At 60.8% G+C, this 15,852-nt stretch carries 18 protein-coding genes; 13 read left to right on the forward strand and 5 right to left on the reverse strand.

The features are described from left to right. Positions 1-73: 73 nt before the first annotated feature. Together hdaA and ABID16_RS06870 are read right to left on the reverse strand one after the other, a co-directional pair. Complete coding sequence (gene hdaA / locus ABID16_RS06865; protein ID WP_435532367.1) at positions 74-793, reverse strand: DnaA regulatory inactivator HdaA; 720 nt, start codon at positions 791-793, stop codon at positions 74-76. 6 nt (positions 794-799) lie between these two features. Beyond that, positions 800-1,939: an AI-2E family transporter gene (locus tag ABID16_RS06870; protein ID WP_354555549.1), complete on the reverse strand. Its 1,140-nt coding sequence runs from the start codon at positions 1,937-1,939 to the stop codon at positions 800-802. A gap of 261 nt (positions 1,940-2,200) precedes the next feature. Here ABID16_RS06870 and purM point away from each other — a divergent pair, with 261 nt between their 5' ends. The 3 genes from purM to ABID16_RS06885 all read left to right on the forward strand — a co-directional run bounded on the left by purM (position 2,201) and on the right by ABID16_RS06885 (position 4,259). Then, positions 2,201-3,274 (forward strand): phosphoribosylformylglycinamidine cyclo-ligase, encoded by a 1,074-nt coding sequence (purM, locus tag ABID16_RS06875; protein WP_354555550.1) that lies wholly within the window; start codon positions 2,201-2,203, stop codon positions 3,272-3,274. A 7-nt stretch (positions 3,275-3,281) separates the two neighbouring features. After that, the gene (gene purN / locus ABID16_RS06880) at positions 3,282-3,905 is read left to right on the forward strand and encodes a phosphoribosylglycinamide formyltransferase (RefSeq protein WP_354555551.1); all 624 of its coding nucleotides are present in this window, start codon (positions 3,282-3,284) and stop codon (positions 3,903-3,905) included. A 69-nt stretch (positions 3,906-3,974) separates the two neighbouring features. Next, on the forward strand, positions 3,975-4,259 hold the full coding sequence (locus ABID16_RS06885; protein WP_354555552.1) for a BON domain-containing protein: 285 nt from the start codon (positions 3,975-3,977) through the stop codon (positions 4,257-4,259). On the opposite strand, the gene ABID16_RS06890 is transcribed toward ABID16_RS06885, so the two are convergent. Next, positions 4,260-4,859, reverse strand: coding sequence for an NUDIX domain-containing protein (locus tag ABID16_RS06890; protein WP_354555553.1), 600 nt, complete (start codon positions 4,857-4,859; stop codon positions 4,260-4,262). Next, the gene (locus ABID16_RS06895) at positions 4,856-6,964 is read right to left on the reverse strand and encodes a molybdopterin-containing oxidoreductase family protein (RefSeq protein ID WP_354555554.1); all 2,109 of its coding nucleotides are present in this window, start codon (positions 6,962-6,964) and stop codon (positions 4,856-4,858) included. Before ABID16_RS06895 ends, ABID16_RS06890 begins: the two co-directional genes overlap by 4 nt. Before the next feature lie 88 nt (positions 6,965-7,052). Between ABID16_RS06895 and ABID16_RS06900 the strand changes: the two genes are divergently transcribed. The 4 genes from ABID16_RS06900 (at position 7,053) to ABID16_RS06915 (ending at position 9,695) form a co-directional block, all read left to right on the forward strand. Beyond that, on the forward strand, positions 7,053-7,904 hold the full coding sequence (locus ABID16_RS06900) for a 23S rRNA (adenine(2030)-N(6))-methyltransferase RlmJ (RefSeq protein ID WP_354555555.1): 852 nt from the start codon (positions 7,053-7,055) through the stop codon (positions 7,902-7,904). 122 nt (positions 7,905-8,026) lie between these two features. Continuing rightward, entirely contained in the window at positions 8,027-8,431 is a 405-nt protein-coding gene (locus ABID16_RS06905) for a hypothetical protein (RefSeq protein WP_354555556.1), read from the forward strand. A gap of 5 nt (positions 8,432-8,436) precedes the next feature. Continuing rightward, positions 8,437-9,099 (forward strand): ribonuclease T2 family protein, encoded by a 663-nt coding sequence (locus tag ABID16_RS06910; protein ID WP_354555557.1) that lies wholly within the window; start codon positions 8,437-8,439, stop codon positions 9,097-9,099. Further along, positions 9,099-9,695 (forward strand): glutathione S-transferase, encoded by a 597-nt coding sequence (locus tag ABID16_RS06915; RefSeq protein ID WP_354555558.1) that lies wholly within the window; start codon positions 9,099-9,101, stop codon positions 9,693-9,695. The genes ABID16_RS06910 and ABID16_RS06915 overlap by 1 nt, the downstream gene beginning before the upstream one ends. Positions 9,696-9,796: 101 nt before the next feature. Here ABID16_RS06915 and ABID16_RS06920 read toward each other — a convergent pair whose 3' ends face one another. Further along, positions 9,797-10,432 carry an outer membrane protein gene (locus ABID16_RS06920; RefSeq protein ID WP_354555559.1) on the reverse strand — a complete coding sequence of 212 codons (636 nt, stop codon included), beginning with the start codon at positions 10,430-10,432 and terminating at the stop codon, positions 9,797-9,799. A gap of 371 nt (positions 10,433-10,803) precedes the next feature. On the opposite strand from ABID16_RS06920, the gene ABID16_RS06925 reads away from it, so the two are divergent. The 6 genes from ABID16_RS06925 (at position 10,804) to ung (ending at position 15,848) form a co-directional block, all read left to right on the forward strand. Continuing rightward, on the forward strand, positions 10,804-11,577 hold the full coding sequence (locus tag ABID16_RS06925) for an SDR family oxidoreductase (protein ID WP_354555560.1): 774 nt from the start codon (positions 10,804-10,806) through the stop codon (positions 11,575-11,577). A gap of 80 nt (positions 11,578-11,657) precedes the next feature. Then, positions 11,658-13,685: an excinuclease ABC subunit UvrC gene (gene uvrC / locus ABID16_RS06930; protein WP_354555561.1), complete on the forward strand. Its 2,028-nt coding sequence runs from the start codon at positions 11,658-11,660 to the stop codon at positions 13,683-13,685. Positions 13,686-13,847: 162 nt separating this feature from the next. After that, positions 13,848-14,435 (forward strand): CDP-diacylglycerol--glycerol-3-phosphate 3-phosphatidyltransferase, encoded by a 588-nt coding sequence (gene pgsA, locus ABID16_RS06935; RefSeq protein WP_354555562.1) that lies wholly within the window; start codon positions 13,848-13,850, stop codon positions 14,433-14,435. Further along, the gene (gene moaD / locus ABID16_RS06940; protein ID WP_354555563.1) at positions 14,432-14,689 is read left to right on the forward strand and encodes a molybdopterin converting factor subunit 1; all 258 of its coding nucleotides are present in this window, start codon (positions 14,432-14,434) and stop codon (positions 14,687-14,689) included. The genes pgsA and moaD overlap by 4 nt, the downstream gene beginning before the upstream one ends. Before the next feature lie 5 nt (positions 14,690-14,694). Further along, complete coding sequence (locus tag ABID16_RS06945; protein ID WP_354555564.1) at positions 14,695-15,162, forward strand: molybdenum cofactor biosynthesis protein MoaE; 468 nt, start codon at positions 14,695-14,697, stop codon at positions 15,160-15,162. Further along, the gene (gene ung, locus ABID16_RS06950) at positions 15,159-15,848 is read left to right on the forward strand and encodes a uracil-DNA glycosylase (RefSeq protein WP_354555565.1); all 690 of its coding nucleotides are present in this window, start codon (positions 15,159-15,161) and stop codon (positions 15,846-15,848) included. Before ABID16_RS06945 ends, ung begins: the two co-directional genes overlap by 4 nt. Positions 15,849-15,852: the final 4 nt, after the last annotated feature.

Below are 15,852 nucleotides of genomic sequence, written 5' to 3' on the forward strand. Positions count from 1 at the left end.
GGGTCAGAAATCCTCGCATTTCAAAGCCACTGTCCAGCGGCCGTATTACAGTTTGACGACGGATTCGTGACAGTCAATCGGAATCCCTGTCATCGTCCTCCTCAAAGCCGGCCAGCACTTCGGCGACCATGGCACGGTTGATTTTCATCTGTCGCGACAGGGCCAGCCGGTCGAGCGTGTCGACAATGCGTCTTGCGGCTTCGGTGGAACGCTCCATCCGTGCGGCGATATAGGTAATCAGCTTGTCCTCGACGGCCAGTTGGCGATCGGAAAAGAGCTTGATCAGCACTTCGGCCAGAAGCTCCTCGTCCGGCTCACCGATTTCGACGACCGTTGCCGCCTTGAGGCGAGACCTGAGATCGGGAAGCTTGACGTCCCAGACGGACGGCAAGGTACGGGCCGTGATCAGCAGCGACGTGCCGTTTTCACGGACGGAATTGATGACGTGGAAGAGTTCGGTGTCGTCGAAGTTCCGGCGGTCGGCGTCTTCCAACAGGACGGGATGTGCAGCCGCCTGCACGGCCGCATCCGAGCCTGCGACCGGATCGATGCTGACGGCCCCGGCGTTTTCCCGCCAGATGCTGGCGAGATGAGATTTGCCGCTGCCGACCGGGCCGACGAGAATCACGACCGGCGAGGGCCAGTTCGGCCATCCATCGACGATGCGTACGGCCGCCTTCAGCGGAGGTGCCACGCGCAGGTCGTCGCGCGAGGTCTGTTCCTCGACCGGAAATTCGAGCGGGAGCTGATGATCGCCGGCATTACGCGCCATGACACTCTTTACCTCCGACAACCGAGCTCACTCGACCGTCTTGTCCTTGCTGATCTGCGCTGCGTGATGCAGGTCGCGCAGCTGGTGTTGGCCTCCATAATAGAGATCGCTTTTGAGATAACGCGAAATGGCGAACCGGACCAGAACACCGATCGCGGCAGAGACCGGCACGGCGACGAGGAGGCCGACGAAGCCGAACAGCATGCCGAAGGCGAAGAGGGCGAACATGAGCCAGACCGGATGCAGGCCGACGCGATGACCGACAAGACGGGGCTGCAGAATGTTGCCTTCGAGGAATTGACCGGACAGGAACACCATGGCCACGAGACCGATCCACAGATAGTCCGGCCAGAACTGAACAATCGCGAGACCAACGGCGAGCACCAGCCCCACGGTCGAGCCGATGTAGGGAATGAAGCTGATCGCGCCGGAGAAGAGGCCGATCAGCAGTCCGAAATTGAGGCCGGTCAGCGCAAGGCCGGTCCCATAGTAGAGGCCGAGCACGAGGCAGAGCGTGCCCTGCCCGCGCACGAAACCGGCAATTGTCTGATCCATCTCGCTCGCCAGGGCGCGCACCGTCATGACGTGATCGCGAGGGACGAGATTGTCGATCCAGGCGACCATCCGGTCCCAGTCCAGCAACAGATAGAAGGCCACCACGGGGGTCACGACCAGCAGCGAGACGACATCGACGATAGCCTTGCCGGAATTCCAGATCTGCTCAAAGAGCGTGGCGAGGAACTTGGTCCCCTCACCCAGGATGGAGGAAAAATTGTCCTTCAGCGCGCCGACCTGGTCGCGCGCCCATGAGGGCAGCATGTCCGGCCGCGCCTTGGTGATCAGCTGTTGCAGGGACGTGATATAACCCGGCAGGTCTTTCAGGAACTGGCTGGCCTGGCCTGCGAGGATCGGGATGAGGATGATCATCGAGATCGCGAACAACACCACGAAGAGGACCAGAATGACCACCGTCGCCATCAGACGCGAAAGCCCCCGGCGCTCGAACCAGTCGGCAACCGGATCCAGGAAATAGGCGAGCGCCATTCCGGCCACGAAGGGGAGCAGGATCGAACTGAACACCATCAGAAAGATGATCAGAAATACGAGCCCGACAAGCCAGAAGGCAAGCTGGCGTTTGAGGCCGTTCGAGCTCAGTCTCTCGGTCATCACATCCGTCCATGGTGATTAATTCGATCCGGCCATGTGCCGCATCCACACGACGAGATAGGACGCACCCGAAGCCAAGGTCAAGAGCGGGGCCGGCACATCGGCGGCTTCGCTCGCCCCTTCATGTCCCGAACCGTGGATTCCCGGGACGAGAGGGCGTTATCTGGTGAAAATCGGCCCACTTCCCGCGTTCCGTCTTGCATATCGGGGGATGTCATGCGAATGGCGGGCGCATACCGGAAATCGCAGCGGAGATCGCTCATGAGCGCGGATGGACGCAACGGACTGACCTATAGCGATGCGGGCGTCGATATCGATGCCGGCAACCTCATGGTCGAGAAGATCAAGCCTGCGGTGCGCTCGACACGCCGGCCGGGTGCAGATGGGGAGATCGGCGGCTTCGGCGGCCTTTTCGACCTCAAGGCCGCCGGCTTCAAGGATCCGGTTCTCGTCGCTGCCAACGATGGCGTCGGCACCAAGCTCAAGATCGCCATCGATGCGGACTTCCATGACACGGTCGGCATCGACCTCGTGGCCATGTGCGTCAACGACCTCGTCGTGCAGGGCGCCGAGCCGCTCTTCTTCCTCGACTATTTCGCGACCGGCAAGCTCGATCCCGATCAGGGTGCTGCCATCGTCAAGGGCATTGCAGAGGGCTGTGTTATGTCCGGCTGTGCGCTGATTGGCGGCGAGACGGCGGAAATGCCGGGCATGTATTCCAAGGGTGACTACGACCTTGCCGGCTTTGCAGTGGGTGCTGCCGAACGCGGCCAGCTGCTGCCGTCGGAGGAAGTCTCCGAAGGCGATGTCATTCTCGGCCTCTCCTCCTCGGGCGTGCATTCCAACGGTTTCTCCCTGGTGCGCAAGATCGTCGAGATTTCGGGCCTCTCCTATGACGCACCGGCTCCCTTTGCGCCTGAGAAGAAGCTGGGCGAAGCGCTGCTGACGCCGACGCGCATCTATGTGAAGCCGCTTCTCAAGGCGATCCGCGAGACGGGTGCTATCAAGGCGCTCGCCCACATCACCGGCGGCGGCTTCCCGGAAAACATTCCGCGCGTGCTGCCGAAGCATCTGGCAGCCGAGATCGATCTGGATGCGGTAAAGGCGCCGGCGGTGTTCTCATGGCTCGCCAAGACTGGCGGCGTTGCGCCGAACGAAATGCTGCGCACCTTCAACTGCGGCGTCGGCATGATTGCCGTCGTCTCACCGGAGAAGGCTGATCAGGTTGCCGCAGTACTGGAGGCCGAAGGCGAAACCGTGTTCCGCCTCGGCCTTATGGTTGCCCGCGCGGAGGGCGCGCATGGCACGGTCTACAAGGGCTCGCTTACTCTATGAGGGCGCTATGACGGGTCCGCGCAAGCGCGTTGTCGTCTTCATCTCCGGCAGCGGGTCGAATATGGTTGCGCTGGCGGAAGCATCGCACGCGACTGACTTTCCGGCCGAGATCGTGGCCGTGATTTCCGACAAGGCTGATGCCGGTGGGCTTGCCAAGGCTGCCGCCATGGGGATTGCGACCCACGCTTTCCAGCGCCGAGACTATGAGAACAAGACCGCGCATGAGGCGGCGATCCTCGCGAAGCTCGCCGAGATCGCGCCGGACATCATCTGTCTCGCCGGCTATATGCGCCTGCTCTCAGCGGAGTTCATTCGTCCCTATGAGGGACGCATTCTCAACATCCACCCTTCCCTGCTGCCACTCTTTGCCGGGCTCCACACGCATCAGCGCGCGATCGAGGCGGGGATGAAGGTGGCGGGCTGCACCGTACATCTGGTCACCGAAGGCATGGATGAAGGGCCGATCCTGGCGCAGGCGGTCGTGCCTGTACTTTCCGGCGACACCGCGGACTCGTTGGCGGCGCGGGTGTTGAGGCAGGAGCATCGCATCTATCGCGATGTGCTCCGGGCCGTTGCCGCAGGCGAAGCGCCAACGACCGACAGTTCCCAAAGCGTCCTGTCGCTCGGCTGATCCCCTGCGGAAAACTCCGGAACAATCGTCTCCCCTTCACGTTCCGTTCGAAAACGGAAGGAGACGGCCATGTCACACGAACCTCCGATTACCCACGGCGGTCTGCCGGAACACACGCATATCCAGAAGACGAAGGATGCACTGCTGGAGACCAAGGTTGCCGGCGCGCTTGCGACCACCCCGGATGTGCATTCGCTCGATATTTCGGTCGCTGCCCAGAGCGGCGTTATTCACTTGAGCGGCTCGGCGCCGGACCAACGGCAAATCGACAAGGCGCGGGAAGTGGCGCAATCCGTCGATGGCGTAGAGCGCGTCGTGTCGAGGCTGGCCGTCGGCCGGATGGGCCGGCACTGATCAGCCCGCCTGCAGCAAGGCCCTGTTCATCACGGCCCATTGCAGCAGAATGACCGTCTTGGCATCGGGTATCTTTCCCTCACCGATGAGGCCGAAAGCCTCGTCGAGCGGCATCTCGACCACTTCGATATCTTCATGCTCATCCGCCAGTCCACCGCCTGCGGTTTCCCGGACAGACGTATCGACAAGGCCGGCAAAGAGGTGAACTTCTTCGGCCAGCATGCCGGGAGAGCCGAACATCGGGAACAGCGGGAAAACCTTTCCGACGCGATAGCCGGTTTCCTCCAATGCCTCGCGGCGCACGCCCTCTTCCGGATCATCGCCATCGAGCAGACCGGCGGCCGCCTCCAGCAGGAAGGCCTCGCGGCCGAGGTAGAAGGTCGCCGTGCGAAACTGCCGGACGAGAACCACGCGATCGCGCACGGGATCGTAAAGCAGGATCGACGCAGCGTTGCCGTGATCGGCGACCTCACGGGTTACCCGAACCGTTTTCCCGTTGGAACCCGTGTAGTCGATGACGAGACGGTATAGGTCGTTCCAGCCCTTATAGGCATGGATCTTCTCGACGATTTTCGCGCCGGCCTTCTGGAAAAATGTCATGCCTTGACCAGCCATACCTTGTTGTCATGCAGGCCAGCACCGCCATAGGGTGCTACGCAGTCGGCCCCCGTCAACACATTGACCCCCTCGCCGTCCAGATGCGCCTTGTTGGGCCAAAGGCCCTCGGCAATCAGCACGCCAATCCGGGCTTCCGCCGTGACACGGGCGTGAAGACGCAGATCGCCGCGTGTGTTGCCGAGACGGACGATATCGCCGCTCGCAACACCAAGACGGTCGGCATCCTGCGGATTAATCATAACCTCCGGCCTGCCCTCCTTTTCCCGTGACGTCTTCGTCTCGGCGAAGGAGGAGTTGAGGAAGTTGCGCGCCGGCGAGGTCACCAGACGGAATGGATGCGCCTCGTCAGTCTCCTCGATCACGGCGCAGTAGTCGGGGAACTCCGGAAGTCGCGCGGCGGGCCCGAGAATGCCGACAGTCTCCGGCGGACGGGTGCTTGCCTTCTGCCCTGTCCAGTCGGGGCGGAAATGAAACTTGCCGTCGGCATGACCGAAGCCGTTAAGGAAATGCGCCTCCTCGAAGGGGATCTTGCGGTCGATCCACTTCTCACCGTCCAGCTGTTCCAGCTCACCGGGGCGGAGCACCGTTGCGATCAGATCGCGCTCGCTCATGCCGAAGCCCGCCTTGTAGGCGACGCCGAGGCGTTTGGCGAGTTCCTCAATGACGAAGAGATTGGTGCGCACCGTCTCCGGCGGCTCCACCAGTTTCGGCCCGAGCAGAATATGGCTCTGGCCGCCGCCGCGATAGATGTCGTCATGCTCGACGAACATGGTCGCGGGCAGCACGATATCGGCCATCTCGGCCGTTTCGGTCAGGAACTGCTCGTGAACCGCGACAAAGAGGTCTTGGCGGGCAAATCCCTTGCGGACGAGGCGCTGTTCGGGAGCGATATTCACCGGATTGGTGTTCTGGATCAGCATCGCCGTCACCGGCGGGCCGTTGCGCAAGGCTTCCGGATCCCCCGTCAGAACGCGGCCGATCTGCGACTGGTCGAGCGAGCGCACCGACGGATCGGCATAGCCGGCGCCCTTGATCAGCCCGGTCGTCATGCCGAAAATATCGGAATTCGTATGGAATGCGCCGCCGCCCTCATGCTGCCAGCTGCCCAACACGGTGGGCAGCGAGAGGGCCGCGTGCATCGAGACGGTGCCGTTGCGGCTCCGGGTGAAGCCATAGCCAAGGCGGAAGAACGTCCGCGTCGTCGTGCCCACGAGGCGCGCGAAGTCCTCGATGTCGTCGACCGTCAGGCCGGTGATTGCCGCTGCCCATTCCGGCGTCCGGGTGGCCAGATGCATCTCAAGGCCGGCCGGATCATCGGTGTATTTCGCGAGATAAGCACGGTCGGCATAACCGTCACGGAAAGCAACATGCATGGCGGCGCAAGCGAGTGCGGCATCCGTGCCGGGTTTCAGGATCAGCTTGACGTCGGCCTGTTTCATCGTCGGCGTGTCATAGACGTCGATGGCCACGATCTTGGCGCCGCGCTCCTTGCGGGCCTTGATCGCATGGGTCATGACGTTGACCTGCGTCGAGACGGCATTCGTGCCCCAGATGACGATGCAATCGGACTTCGCCATTTCGCGCGGATCGACGCCGGTCAGCCGTCCGAGACCCATCATGACGCCGGTCCAGGCCGGGTTGACGCAGATCGTGCCGAAGAAGCCGGAATAGCGCTTGGCGTGGCGCAGGCGTTCGATGGAATCGCGCTGCACGAGCCCCATCGTGCCGGCGTAGAAATAGGGCCACACAGCCTCCGCGCCATGGGCCGCTTCCGCCTTGACGAAGGCTTCCGCGATCTCGTCGAGCGCATCATCCCACGAGATATCCGACCAGCTTCCGGCTCCCTTGGCGCCTTTGCGCTTCATCGGCTTGAGCAGCCGGTCGGGGTGATAGAGCCGTTCGGCATAGCGGGCGACCTTGGCGCAGATGACGCCATCAGTGTAATCATTGGCCTTGGCGCCATGGACGCGGCCGATGCGGCCATCCGCGCCGATGTCAACTTCCAGCGCGCATGTAGAGGGACAGTCGTGCGGGCAGGCCGAGAAGCCTTTGCGCGGGCGGGTCAGATCGGGGGTCGCAATGTTCATGGCTCACAGGTATATGCGAAGCGAAAATGCGCCGGAAGACGAAAAAGCCGGCCATGACATGATTTCATGAGACCGATCGGGGCGCGGAATGAATTACCGGCACATCTATCACGCGGGCAATTTCGCCGATGTCCTGAAGCATGCCGTATTGGCGCGATTGATCGTCTACCTGCAGCAGAAGGACAAGGCTTTCCGCGTCATCGACACGCATGCCGGCATTGGCCTCTATGAACTTTCCTCGACGGAAGCGCAGAAGACCGGCGAATGGCTGGACGGGATCGGACGGCTGATATCCGCTGAACTGCCGGCCGATGTGGCTCCCCTGCTCGCACCCTATCTCGATGCCGTTCGCGCGTTGAATCCGGAAGGCGGCGTAAGGCTTTATCCCGGCTCGCCAAAACTGACCCGCATGCTGATGCGCGAGCAGGACCGGCTGTCGGCGATGGAGCTGCATCCCGAAGACTGCGAAACGCTGCGCGCGCTTTTCGAGGGCGATTATCACGTCCGCGTCACCGAACTGGACGGCTGGCTTTCGCTCGGCGCGCATATGCCGCCGAAGGAGAAGCGCGGGATCGTGCTGATCGATCCGCCCTTCGAGATCGAAGGCGAATATGAACGACTGGTGGATGGGTTGGTTAAGGCCTATCGGCGGTTTCCGGGCGGCACCTATTGCCTGTGGTATCCGCTGAAGAAGGGCGCGCCGATCAAGGAGTTCCATGAGGCGCTGAAGGAAACTGAAATCCCGAAGATGCTCTGCGCCGAACTTTCCGTCCGCAGCGACCGGGAAACGACGGGCCTGAGCGGCTCGGGCCTCATCATCGTCAATCCGCCCTATACGCTGCACGACGAGCTGAAGACGATTTTGCCGGTGCTGAAACAGTTTCTGGCACAGGATCGCTTCGCCTCCACGCGCAATATTTGGTTGCGGGGCGAGGAGTAGCACCGTCGATCTTTTGCTGTCCGATCCCGCCCGACTGTGTCGCGGGATCGTCACTTGCAAACTTTCCTCAAACTCCCCATTCTCCCCTTCCAATGTTTCATATCCTCTGGGGGGGAAAGCCTATGACGAGACTTTCGACGGCCTTTGCAACGCTTGCGCTTGGCGCCGTGTTGCTTTCCGGCGGCACGGCCTATGCCGGAACGACCGATTGCTCCGACGGCAGCGTCCTCTCCTTCATCGACCAACGCTTCGACTACAAGGCGAGCCGTTATCTTCAGGCCAATCTCGATATTGTCGGTATCGACCGGGTTTCGAATACGCGTATCGATTATCGGGACGAGACCCATCCGATCGAACGCGTCTATTGCCACGCCAAGGTCGAGATGAACGACGGGCGGCGGCGCGATCTCTGGTACATGATCGAGAGCGGCATGGGCTATGCGGGCCTCGGCGAGCGTGTCCGATTCTGCATCTCGGGCCTCGACCCCTGGTATGTTGATGGCCGCCAGTGCCGTTCGGTAAGGTAATGACCATGCGGAAGACCATTTCAGCCGCGCTCGCCACCCTGCTCTCCCTGGCCGCCATGGCGCCGGGCCCGTCCGCCATTGCCCAGGAACGACCGAAACAGGACTTCGATTTCTACGTCCTGTCTCTGTCCTGGTCGCCTTCATGGTGTGCCACGCATCCGCAGGGTCAGAAGACCATGCAATGCGATCCGTCCAAGGATTTCGGCTTCATCGTACACGGGCTTTGGCCGCAGAATGAAAGCGGCTATCCGGAATTCTGCCCGACTCGCGAATCGGATCGCGTGCCTGATAATGTCGGCCGGCGTTATCTCGACATCATCCCGTCCATGGGCCTCATCGGCCATGAATGGCGCAAGCACGGCACCTGCTCCGGGCTGAAGCAAGCTGATTATCTCCAGACAGTTCGCAATGCCTTCAACAAGGTCACGATCCCGCCGGCGCTTGCCAAGCTCGACCAGGGCAAGAGCGCCAATCCCGGCGATATCGAAAAGGCCTTTCTTGCCGCCAATCCCGGCATGAGTCCGAAAGGCATTGCCGTCTCCTGCTCGTCCAAGATGCTGGAAGAAATTCGCATCTGCATGACCAAGGATCTGCAGTTCCGTGACTGCACGGAAGTCGATGCGGACGCCTGCCCCCTGAAATCGATCAACATTCCCCCGGTGCGCTGATGAAAATTCTCTATTCCCCCGCCTCTCCCTATTCCGCCAAGGTCCGTATGGCCGCGCATTACACGGGCCTGCCCATCGAGAGCGAACTGGTCAAGACGGATGACCAGCCTGCCTTGCTGGTCGAGAACAATCCACTGGGGAAAATTCCGGTTCTGCTCAGGGAGGATGGTTCATCCGTTTTCGACAGCAGAGCCATCATGCAGTTTCTTGATCGTGCGAGCGGCGGGAAGCTCTACCCGAACGACCGGGAGGCGCGCACGCAGGCCGAGGTTCTGGAGGCGCTCGCAGATGGCATCACAGATTGCCTGATCGCACATGTCTATGAACGCCGCTACCGGCCGGAAGAAAAAATCCACCAGGCCTGGCTCGACAAGCAATGGTCGAAGGTCACGCGGGGGCTTGGCTGGCTTGAGGCCAATCCCGTGTCGTTCCAGCACGGATTGACCGGGGGCCATATCGCTCTTGCTGCCCTTGCAGGCTATCTCGACCTGCGTTTCGCCGGACAGTGGGAAACGCTCTGGCCATCGCACAGCGCCTTCATTGTCGAATTCGAGGCGCAGTTTCCGGCCTATGCGGATTTCAAGCCAAAGGGCTGACCTTTCCTCTCCGCAGCAAACGAAACGCCGCAATCATCTGCACAAACGAAAAAGGCCCGGCGCGAGCCGGGCCTTTCCTTTGATACGCTTTGGTAAGCGGATCAGAACTTGTAGCCGATACCGACCTTGACAGCGTTCTGGTCGTAGCCACGCGAAACGTTGGTGCCGCCGAGAACGTAGGTGCGGTTGCCGAAGGACGTGAAGTCGTATTCGACGCGAGCCGTTACGTTGTCCGTAACCTTCGTTTCTGCGCCGACGCCGGCGGTCCAGCCGATGACGCCACGGGTGTCGTTGTTGCCAGCCGCGTCAGATACCTTGACGCTGCCTGCAGCTACACCGGCTGCGCCGTAGAGCATGAAGGGGTTCATGTCGACGCCGAGACGTGCGCGGAGTGCACCGTTGACGCCCGTTTCAGTCTTGATGCCGGCAGTCGTGCGCTGTGCGCCGTTGTAATCCACGTTGCCTTCAACGCCGTATACCAGCTGGCCGTCCTGGAAGTTATAGCCAGCATAGCCGCCGAGACCGAAAGCGTTGGCGTAGCCAGAGTTCTTGATCTGACCCCAGTTCCACGAACCGGTTGCACCAACGTAACCACCAGCCCAGTTGCCAACGGCCGGAGCCGATACCGGAGCAGACGGAGCCTGCGGTACCGAGTCGATGGCGTCAGCAGCATAAGCAGCCGATACCGAAGCGATGGAAGCAGCCGAAGCCACAAGAGCGATGATCATTTTACGCATAACATTCTCCTTTTCACTACGGCCTGCCCGTGATCATTCATTTGGGCAGTCCGAAAATCCGGTTTGATCCCTCTCCGGTTGAGTCTCAAATTGATATGAGAATGAGGAATTCCAAGAGCCAGATTGTGAAATTGTTGTGTCAAAAAGAAGTCTGAAAGGTGATGTTGTCGATTTACAACAGGCAATTCGTTTACCATAACCTAAAAACCAGCCATATATTGATACAATAATGACCGTCTATTATAACTATGTTTACGCTTATGTCGAAAGCGGCGTCAAATTATTTAATAAATCCTTAATATGCATTCCCGATTTTACACGGTCTCTTTTGATCTGTAACTTGCGCAAACCCGCAAATGGAGCTGTCAAGCGTGCCTGACCATGTATTGCCAAAGAAGTCCGCGCTGGTGACAGGCGGAGCCAAGCGCATCGGCCGTGCCATTTGTGGCGGGCTGGCGAATTTGGGCTTTTCTGTCGCCGTCCATGCCAATTCGTCCATGGAAGAGGCCGAGGAATTCGCGCGTTCCTTGCGCGAGTCGGGCGTGGAAGCGGTCGCCCTGCAGGCTGATCTCAGGAATGAGGCAGAAACACTTGGCCTCATTCGCGAAGCACACAAGGCGCTGGGCGGCGTCGGCGTCATCGTCAATAACGCGTCCGTATTCCAGCCGGACTGGGTGACGGATTTCGACAGGGAGACCTGGGACGGCCATTTCGATGTTCATGTTCGCGCGCCATCGATACTCGCCGGCGAATATGCGCGTCTGCTTGACCCGGACGAAAAAGGCCTGATCGTGAATATCATCGATCAGCGCGTCTGGGCTCCCACGCCCAATTATTATTCCTACATGCTGTCCAAGGCCGCCATGCTGATGGCGACGAAGACCATGGCCATGGCGCTTGCCCCACGCATTCGGGTCAATGCGATCGGGCCCGGCCCTACCCTGCCCAATGTTCGCCAGACCCAGTCGGATTTCGAAAAACAGACCGGCGCCCTTCTTCTCGGCAAGGGACCGGACCTCGAAGAATTCGCCCGCACCATTGCCTATTTCCATGGCGCGCCTTCCGTCACGGGACAGATGATCGCGCTCGACGGCGGTCAACATCTGGCGTGGGAAACGCCGGATGTGGCAGGACTGGCGGAGTAATCCCTATATAATGCCGCAAATGGGTCAACCCGGCGATAGAATGGCCGGGCTCCCAGGCAATGATGATTCGGTAAGGCAGAATGACGAGCGGCAAGCAGGAAGAAGGCGGCATCCTCTACGGGGAGACCCCGGCGGAGGATGAGGACGATCTGGCGGATGCGGTTGAAACCGCGCCCGGCCCGGCCATCGAGTGGTCGGAGAACCTGACGACCGCGACAGGCCTGACCGGTGCCGATCTGATTGCCGAATATGTCAAGCAATTGCCGAACAGCCCCGGCGTCTATCGCATGTTCGACGCGAAGGGCGATGTCCTTTATGTCGGCAAGGCGCGGTCGCTGAAGAAGCGCGTGACAAACTATGCGCAGGGGCGCGTTCATTCGAATCGCATCGCCCATATGGTCGCCGCCACGACCGCCATGGAATTCGTCACCACCCGGACGGAGACCGAGGCGCTTCTGCTGGAAGCGAATCTGATCAAACGCTTGCGGCCGCGCTTTAACGTGCTGCTGCGGGACGACAAGTCGTTTCCCTACATCCTGCTGACGGGCGACCATGCTGCCCCCGCAATCTACAAGCATCGCGGCGCCCGCGCCCGCAAGGGCGACTATTTCGGCCCCTTCGCCTCGGCGGTGGCCGTGTCCAGCACGATCAATTCGCTGCAGCGCGCCTTTCTTTTGCGCACCTGTACCGACAGCGCCTACGAGGGCCGCACGCGGCCGTGTCTGCTTTATCAGATCAAGCGCTGTTCCGGCCCCTGCACGGGCGAGATCAGCACGGCCGACTATGCGGAGCTTGTCTCGGAAGCGCGCGACTTTCTCTCCGGCAAGAGCAAGGCAGTGAAGGAGCAAATCGCGCACTCGATGGCGCAGGCGGCGGAAGACCTTGATTTCGAGCGCGCGGCCGTGCTGCGCGACCGTCTTTCCGGTCTTTCGCATGTGCAGAGCCATCAGGGGATCAATCCTGCCAGTGTCGAGGATGCGGATGCCTTCGCCATCCATCACGAGGGCGGTCTGACCTGCATCCAGCTCTTCTTCTTCCGCACCGGGCAGAACTGGGGCAACCGCGCCTATTTCCCGCGCGCCGATGCGGCACTCACGAGCGCGGAAGTGCTGAACGCCTTCCTGGCGCAGTTCTATGACGACAAACCCTGCCCCCGGCAGATCCTGCTTTCGGAAGATGTCGAGGAAGTCGAGCTCCTTTCCGAAGCCTTGAGCGAAAAGACGGGTCGCAGGGTGGAAATCCTCGCACCGAAACGCGGCGAGAAGCGCGACCTGATCGACCATGTTCTGGCCAATGCCCGCGAGGCGCACGGGCGCAAGCTCGCCGAGACCTCGTCGCAGGCGCGGCTGCTCAAGGGTTTCGCCGAGACGTTCCAGCTGCCTTACGTGCCGACCCGGATCGAGATTTACGACAACTCGCATATCATGGGGACGAATGCGGTCGGCGGCATGGTCGTGGCAGGGCCTGAAGGCTTCGTGAAGAACCAGTACCGCAAGTTCAACATCAAGTCGGAAGAGATCACGCCCGGCGACGACTTCGGCATGATGCGCGAGGTGATGACGCGGCGCTTCTCGCGGCTGATCAAGGAGGAAGGCATTCCCGACCGGACGCAACCGACGAGCGCGGACCCGGAGGATCGCGGTTTTCCGGCATGGCCGGATGTGATTCTGATCGATGGTGGCCAGGGGCAGATGACGGCCGTGCGCGCCATTCTGGAAGAACTCGGCATCACCGATGCCGTCACGGCCATCGGTGTCGCCAAGGGCGTCGACCGCGATGCCGGGCGCGAGCGATTCTTTGCACTCGGTCGGCCGGACTTTTCATTGCCGCCGCGCGACCCGGTTCTCTATTTCATCCAGCGGCTTCGCGACGAAGCGCACCGGTTTGCCATCGGCTCGCATCGCGCCCGGCGCAAGAAGGAGATGGTGAAGAACCCACTGGACGAGATTGCCGGGATCGGGCCACAGCGCAAGCGCGCGCTGCTGCAGCATTTCGGCACTGCCAAGGCCGTTTCTCGTGCCGGCATTTCCGATCTCATGACCGTGGAAGGCATTTCAGAATCGGTTGCGCGGCTCGTCTACAATCACTTTCACGAGGGGCCGGGCTGAGGGTGCGACGAATAGTGGCGCGGCTTTTTGCATTTTTGTCGCGCCTGCCATTGAACCCGCGGATTTCACCAATATTTCACGAGATAAGCCGTGCCCGGCGTTGACCTTTGTAACGCCAGGGCTTCTCTTATGCCCATTAACCGAACAGGCGAATCCGCAAAAATGGCATCCCGCGCCTATAACATTCCCAATCTGCTCACCTATGCCCGGATCGTCACGGTACCGCTGATCGTGCTGTGCTTCTTTATCGAGGGGCATCTACATGCGACCAACCTCGCGCGCTGGGTTGCGTTCTGGCTGTTTGCGGCAGCGTCGATCACGGACTTCTTCGACGGCTATCTGGCGCGCATCTGGAAGCAGACATCCAATATCGGCCGCATGCTGGACCCCATCGCCGACAAGCTGCTCGTCTCCTCTGTCCTGCTTTTGATGGCCGCCGACGGGACGATTGCCGGCTGGTCTCTCTGGGCTGCCATCATCATTCTGTGCCGCGAGATTCTCGTCTCGGGCCTCCGCGAATATCTGGCTGCGCTGAAGGTCTCTGTTCCGGTGACCCGCATCGCCAAGTGGAAGACGACGATCCAGATGGTCGCGATCGGCTTCCTGATCGTGGGGCCTGCCGGTGATTTCTATGTGCCGCATACAACGCTGATCGGCATCGTGCTTCTCTGGGCTGCCGCACTTATCACCATCTATACCGGCTACGATTATTTCCGTGCCGGAGCTAAACATATCGTGGATGACGAATGAGCGTGAAACTCGTCTATTTCGCCTGGGTGCGGGAAAAGATCGGCAAGGGCGAGGAAGAACTCGACCTTCCCGGAGATGTTACGACTGTTGCCGAACTTCTTGCCTATCTGAAGACGCTGGGCGAAGAGTATGACGAGGCGCTGAAGTTTCCGGAAGCGATCCGGGTGGCGCTCAATCAGGAACATGCGCATCATTCCGAGAAGATCGCGGGTGTGCGCGAGATCGGCATTTTCCCGCCCATGACCGGGGGCTGAGCCTGATGTCGCTGACGCTGCATATCGCCGTCCAGTATGAGGATTTCGATCCCGCTGTCGAAGCCTCGCGCCTGACCGACGGTCGGACGGGCGTTGGCGCTCTCGTACAGTTCACCGGCTTCTGCCGCGATGAGGGCGGCAGGCTGTCGGCTCTCGAACTCGAACATTATCCCGGTATGGCCGAGGCTGAGCTTCAGCGGATTGCCGAGGATGCTGTCGGGCGCTTCTCGCTCATCGGGCTGTCCGTCATCCATCGCTACGGCAAGATCATGCCGGGCGAGCGGATCGTGCTGGTCAGCGCCACCGCCTCGCACCGGCAGGCCGCGTTCGACGGCGCAAATTATGTCATGGATTTCCTGAAAACCGCCGCGCCCTTCTGGAAGAAGGAGCACAATGCCGACGGCTCGCGCGGGGAATGGGTCGCCGCCAAGGACGAGGACGATTCGGCGCGCGACAAATGGGTGAAGGAATGAGCGAAGGTGTACGGCTGGAGGAAAGCTGGAAGGCAGCCCTCGCCGGTGAATTCGCCAGTTCCTACATGGCGCAGCTGAAGGATTTCCTGAAGGCCGAGAAAGAGGCGGGGAAATGGATCTTCCCGAAGGGTTCGGAATATTTCCGGGCGCTCGATCTCACGCCGCTCGACAAGGTCAAGGTCGTCATTCTGGGCCAAGACCCCTATCATGGCGACGGGCAGGCGCATGGGCTCTGCTTTTCCGTTCTGCCGGGGGTTCGAATCCCTCCCTCCCTTGTGAACATCTACAAGGAAATGGAAAGCGATCTCGGCACCGTGCCGCCCCGCCATGGCTTTCTGGAAAGCTGGGCAAAGCAGGGCGTGCTACTGCTCAACAGCGTGTTGACCGTGGAACGCGGCCAAGCCGCCTCGCATCAGGGACAGGGTTGGGAGAAGTTCACCGATGCCGTCATCCGGCAGGTCAACGAGTTGCCGCATCCGGTCGTCTTCATTCTCTGGGGCTCCTATGCCCAGAAGAAGGCGGCCTTCGTGGACGCCAAGCGCCATCTGGTCATCAAGTCCCCGCACCCCTCGCCGCTCTCCGCCCATAACGGCTTCTTCGGCAGCAAGCCGTTTTCCAAGGCGAATACGTTTCTGCGCGATCATGGCATGAAGGAAATCGACTGGCGGCTGCCGGAGACGGTCTGAAGCG

Origin of the sequence: Limnomicrobium aquaticum (assembly GCF_040545545.1) — a bacterium.
Classification (GTDB): Bacteria; Pseudomonadota; Alphaproteobacteria; order Rhizobiales; family Rhizobiaceae; genus Ensifer_A; species Ensifer_A aquaticum.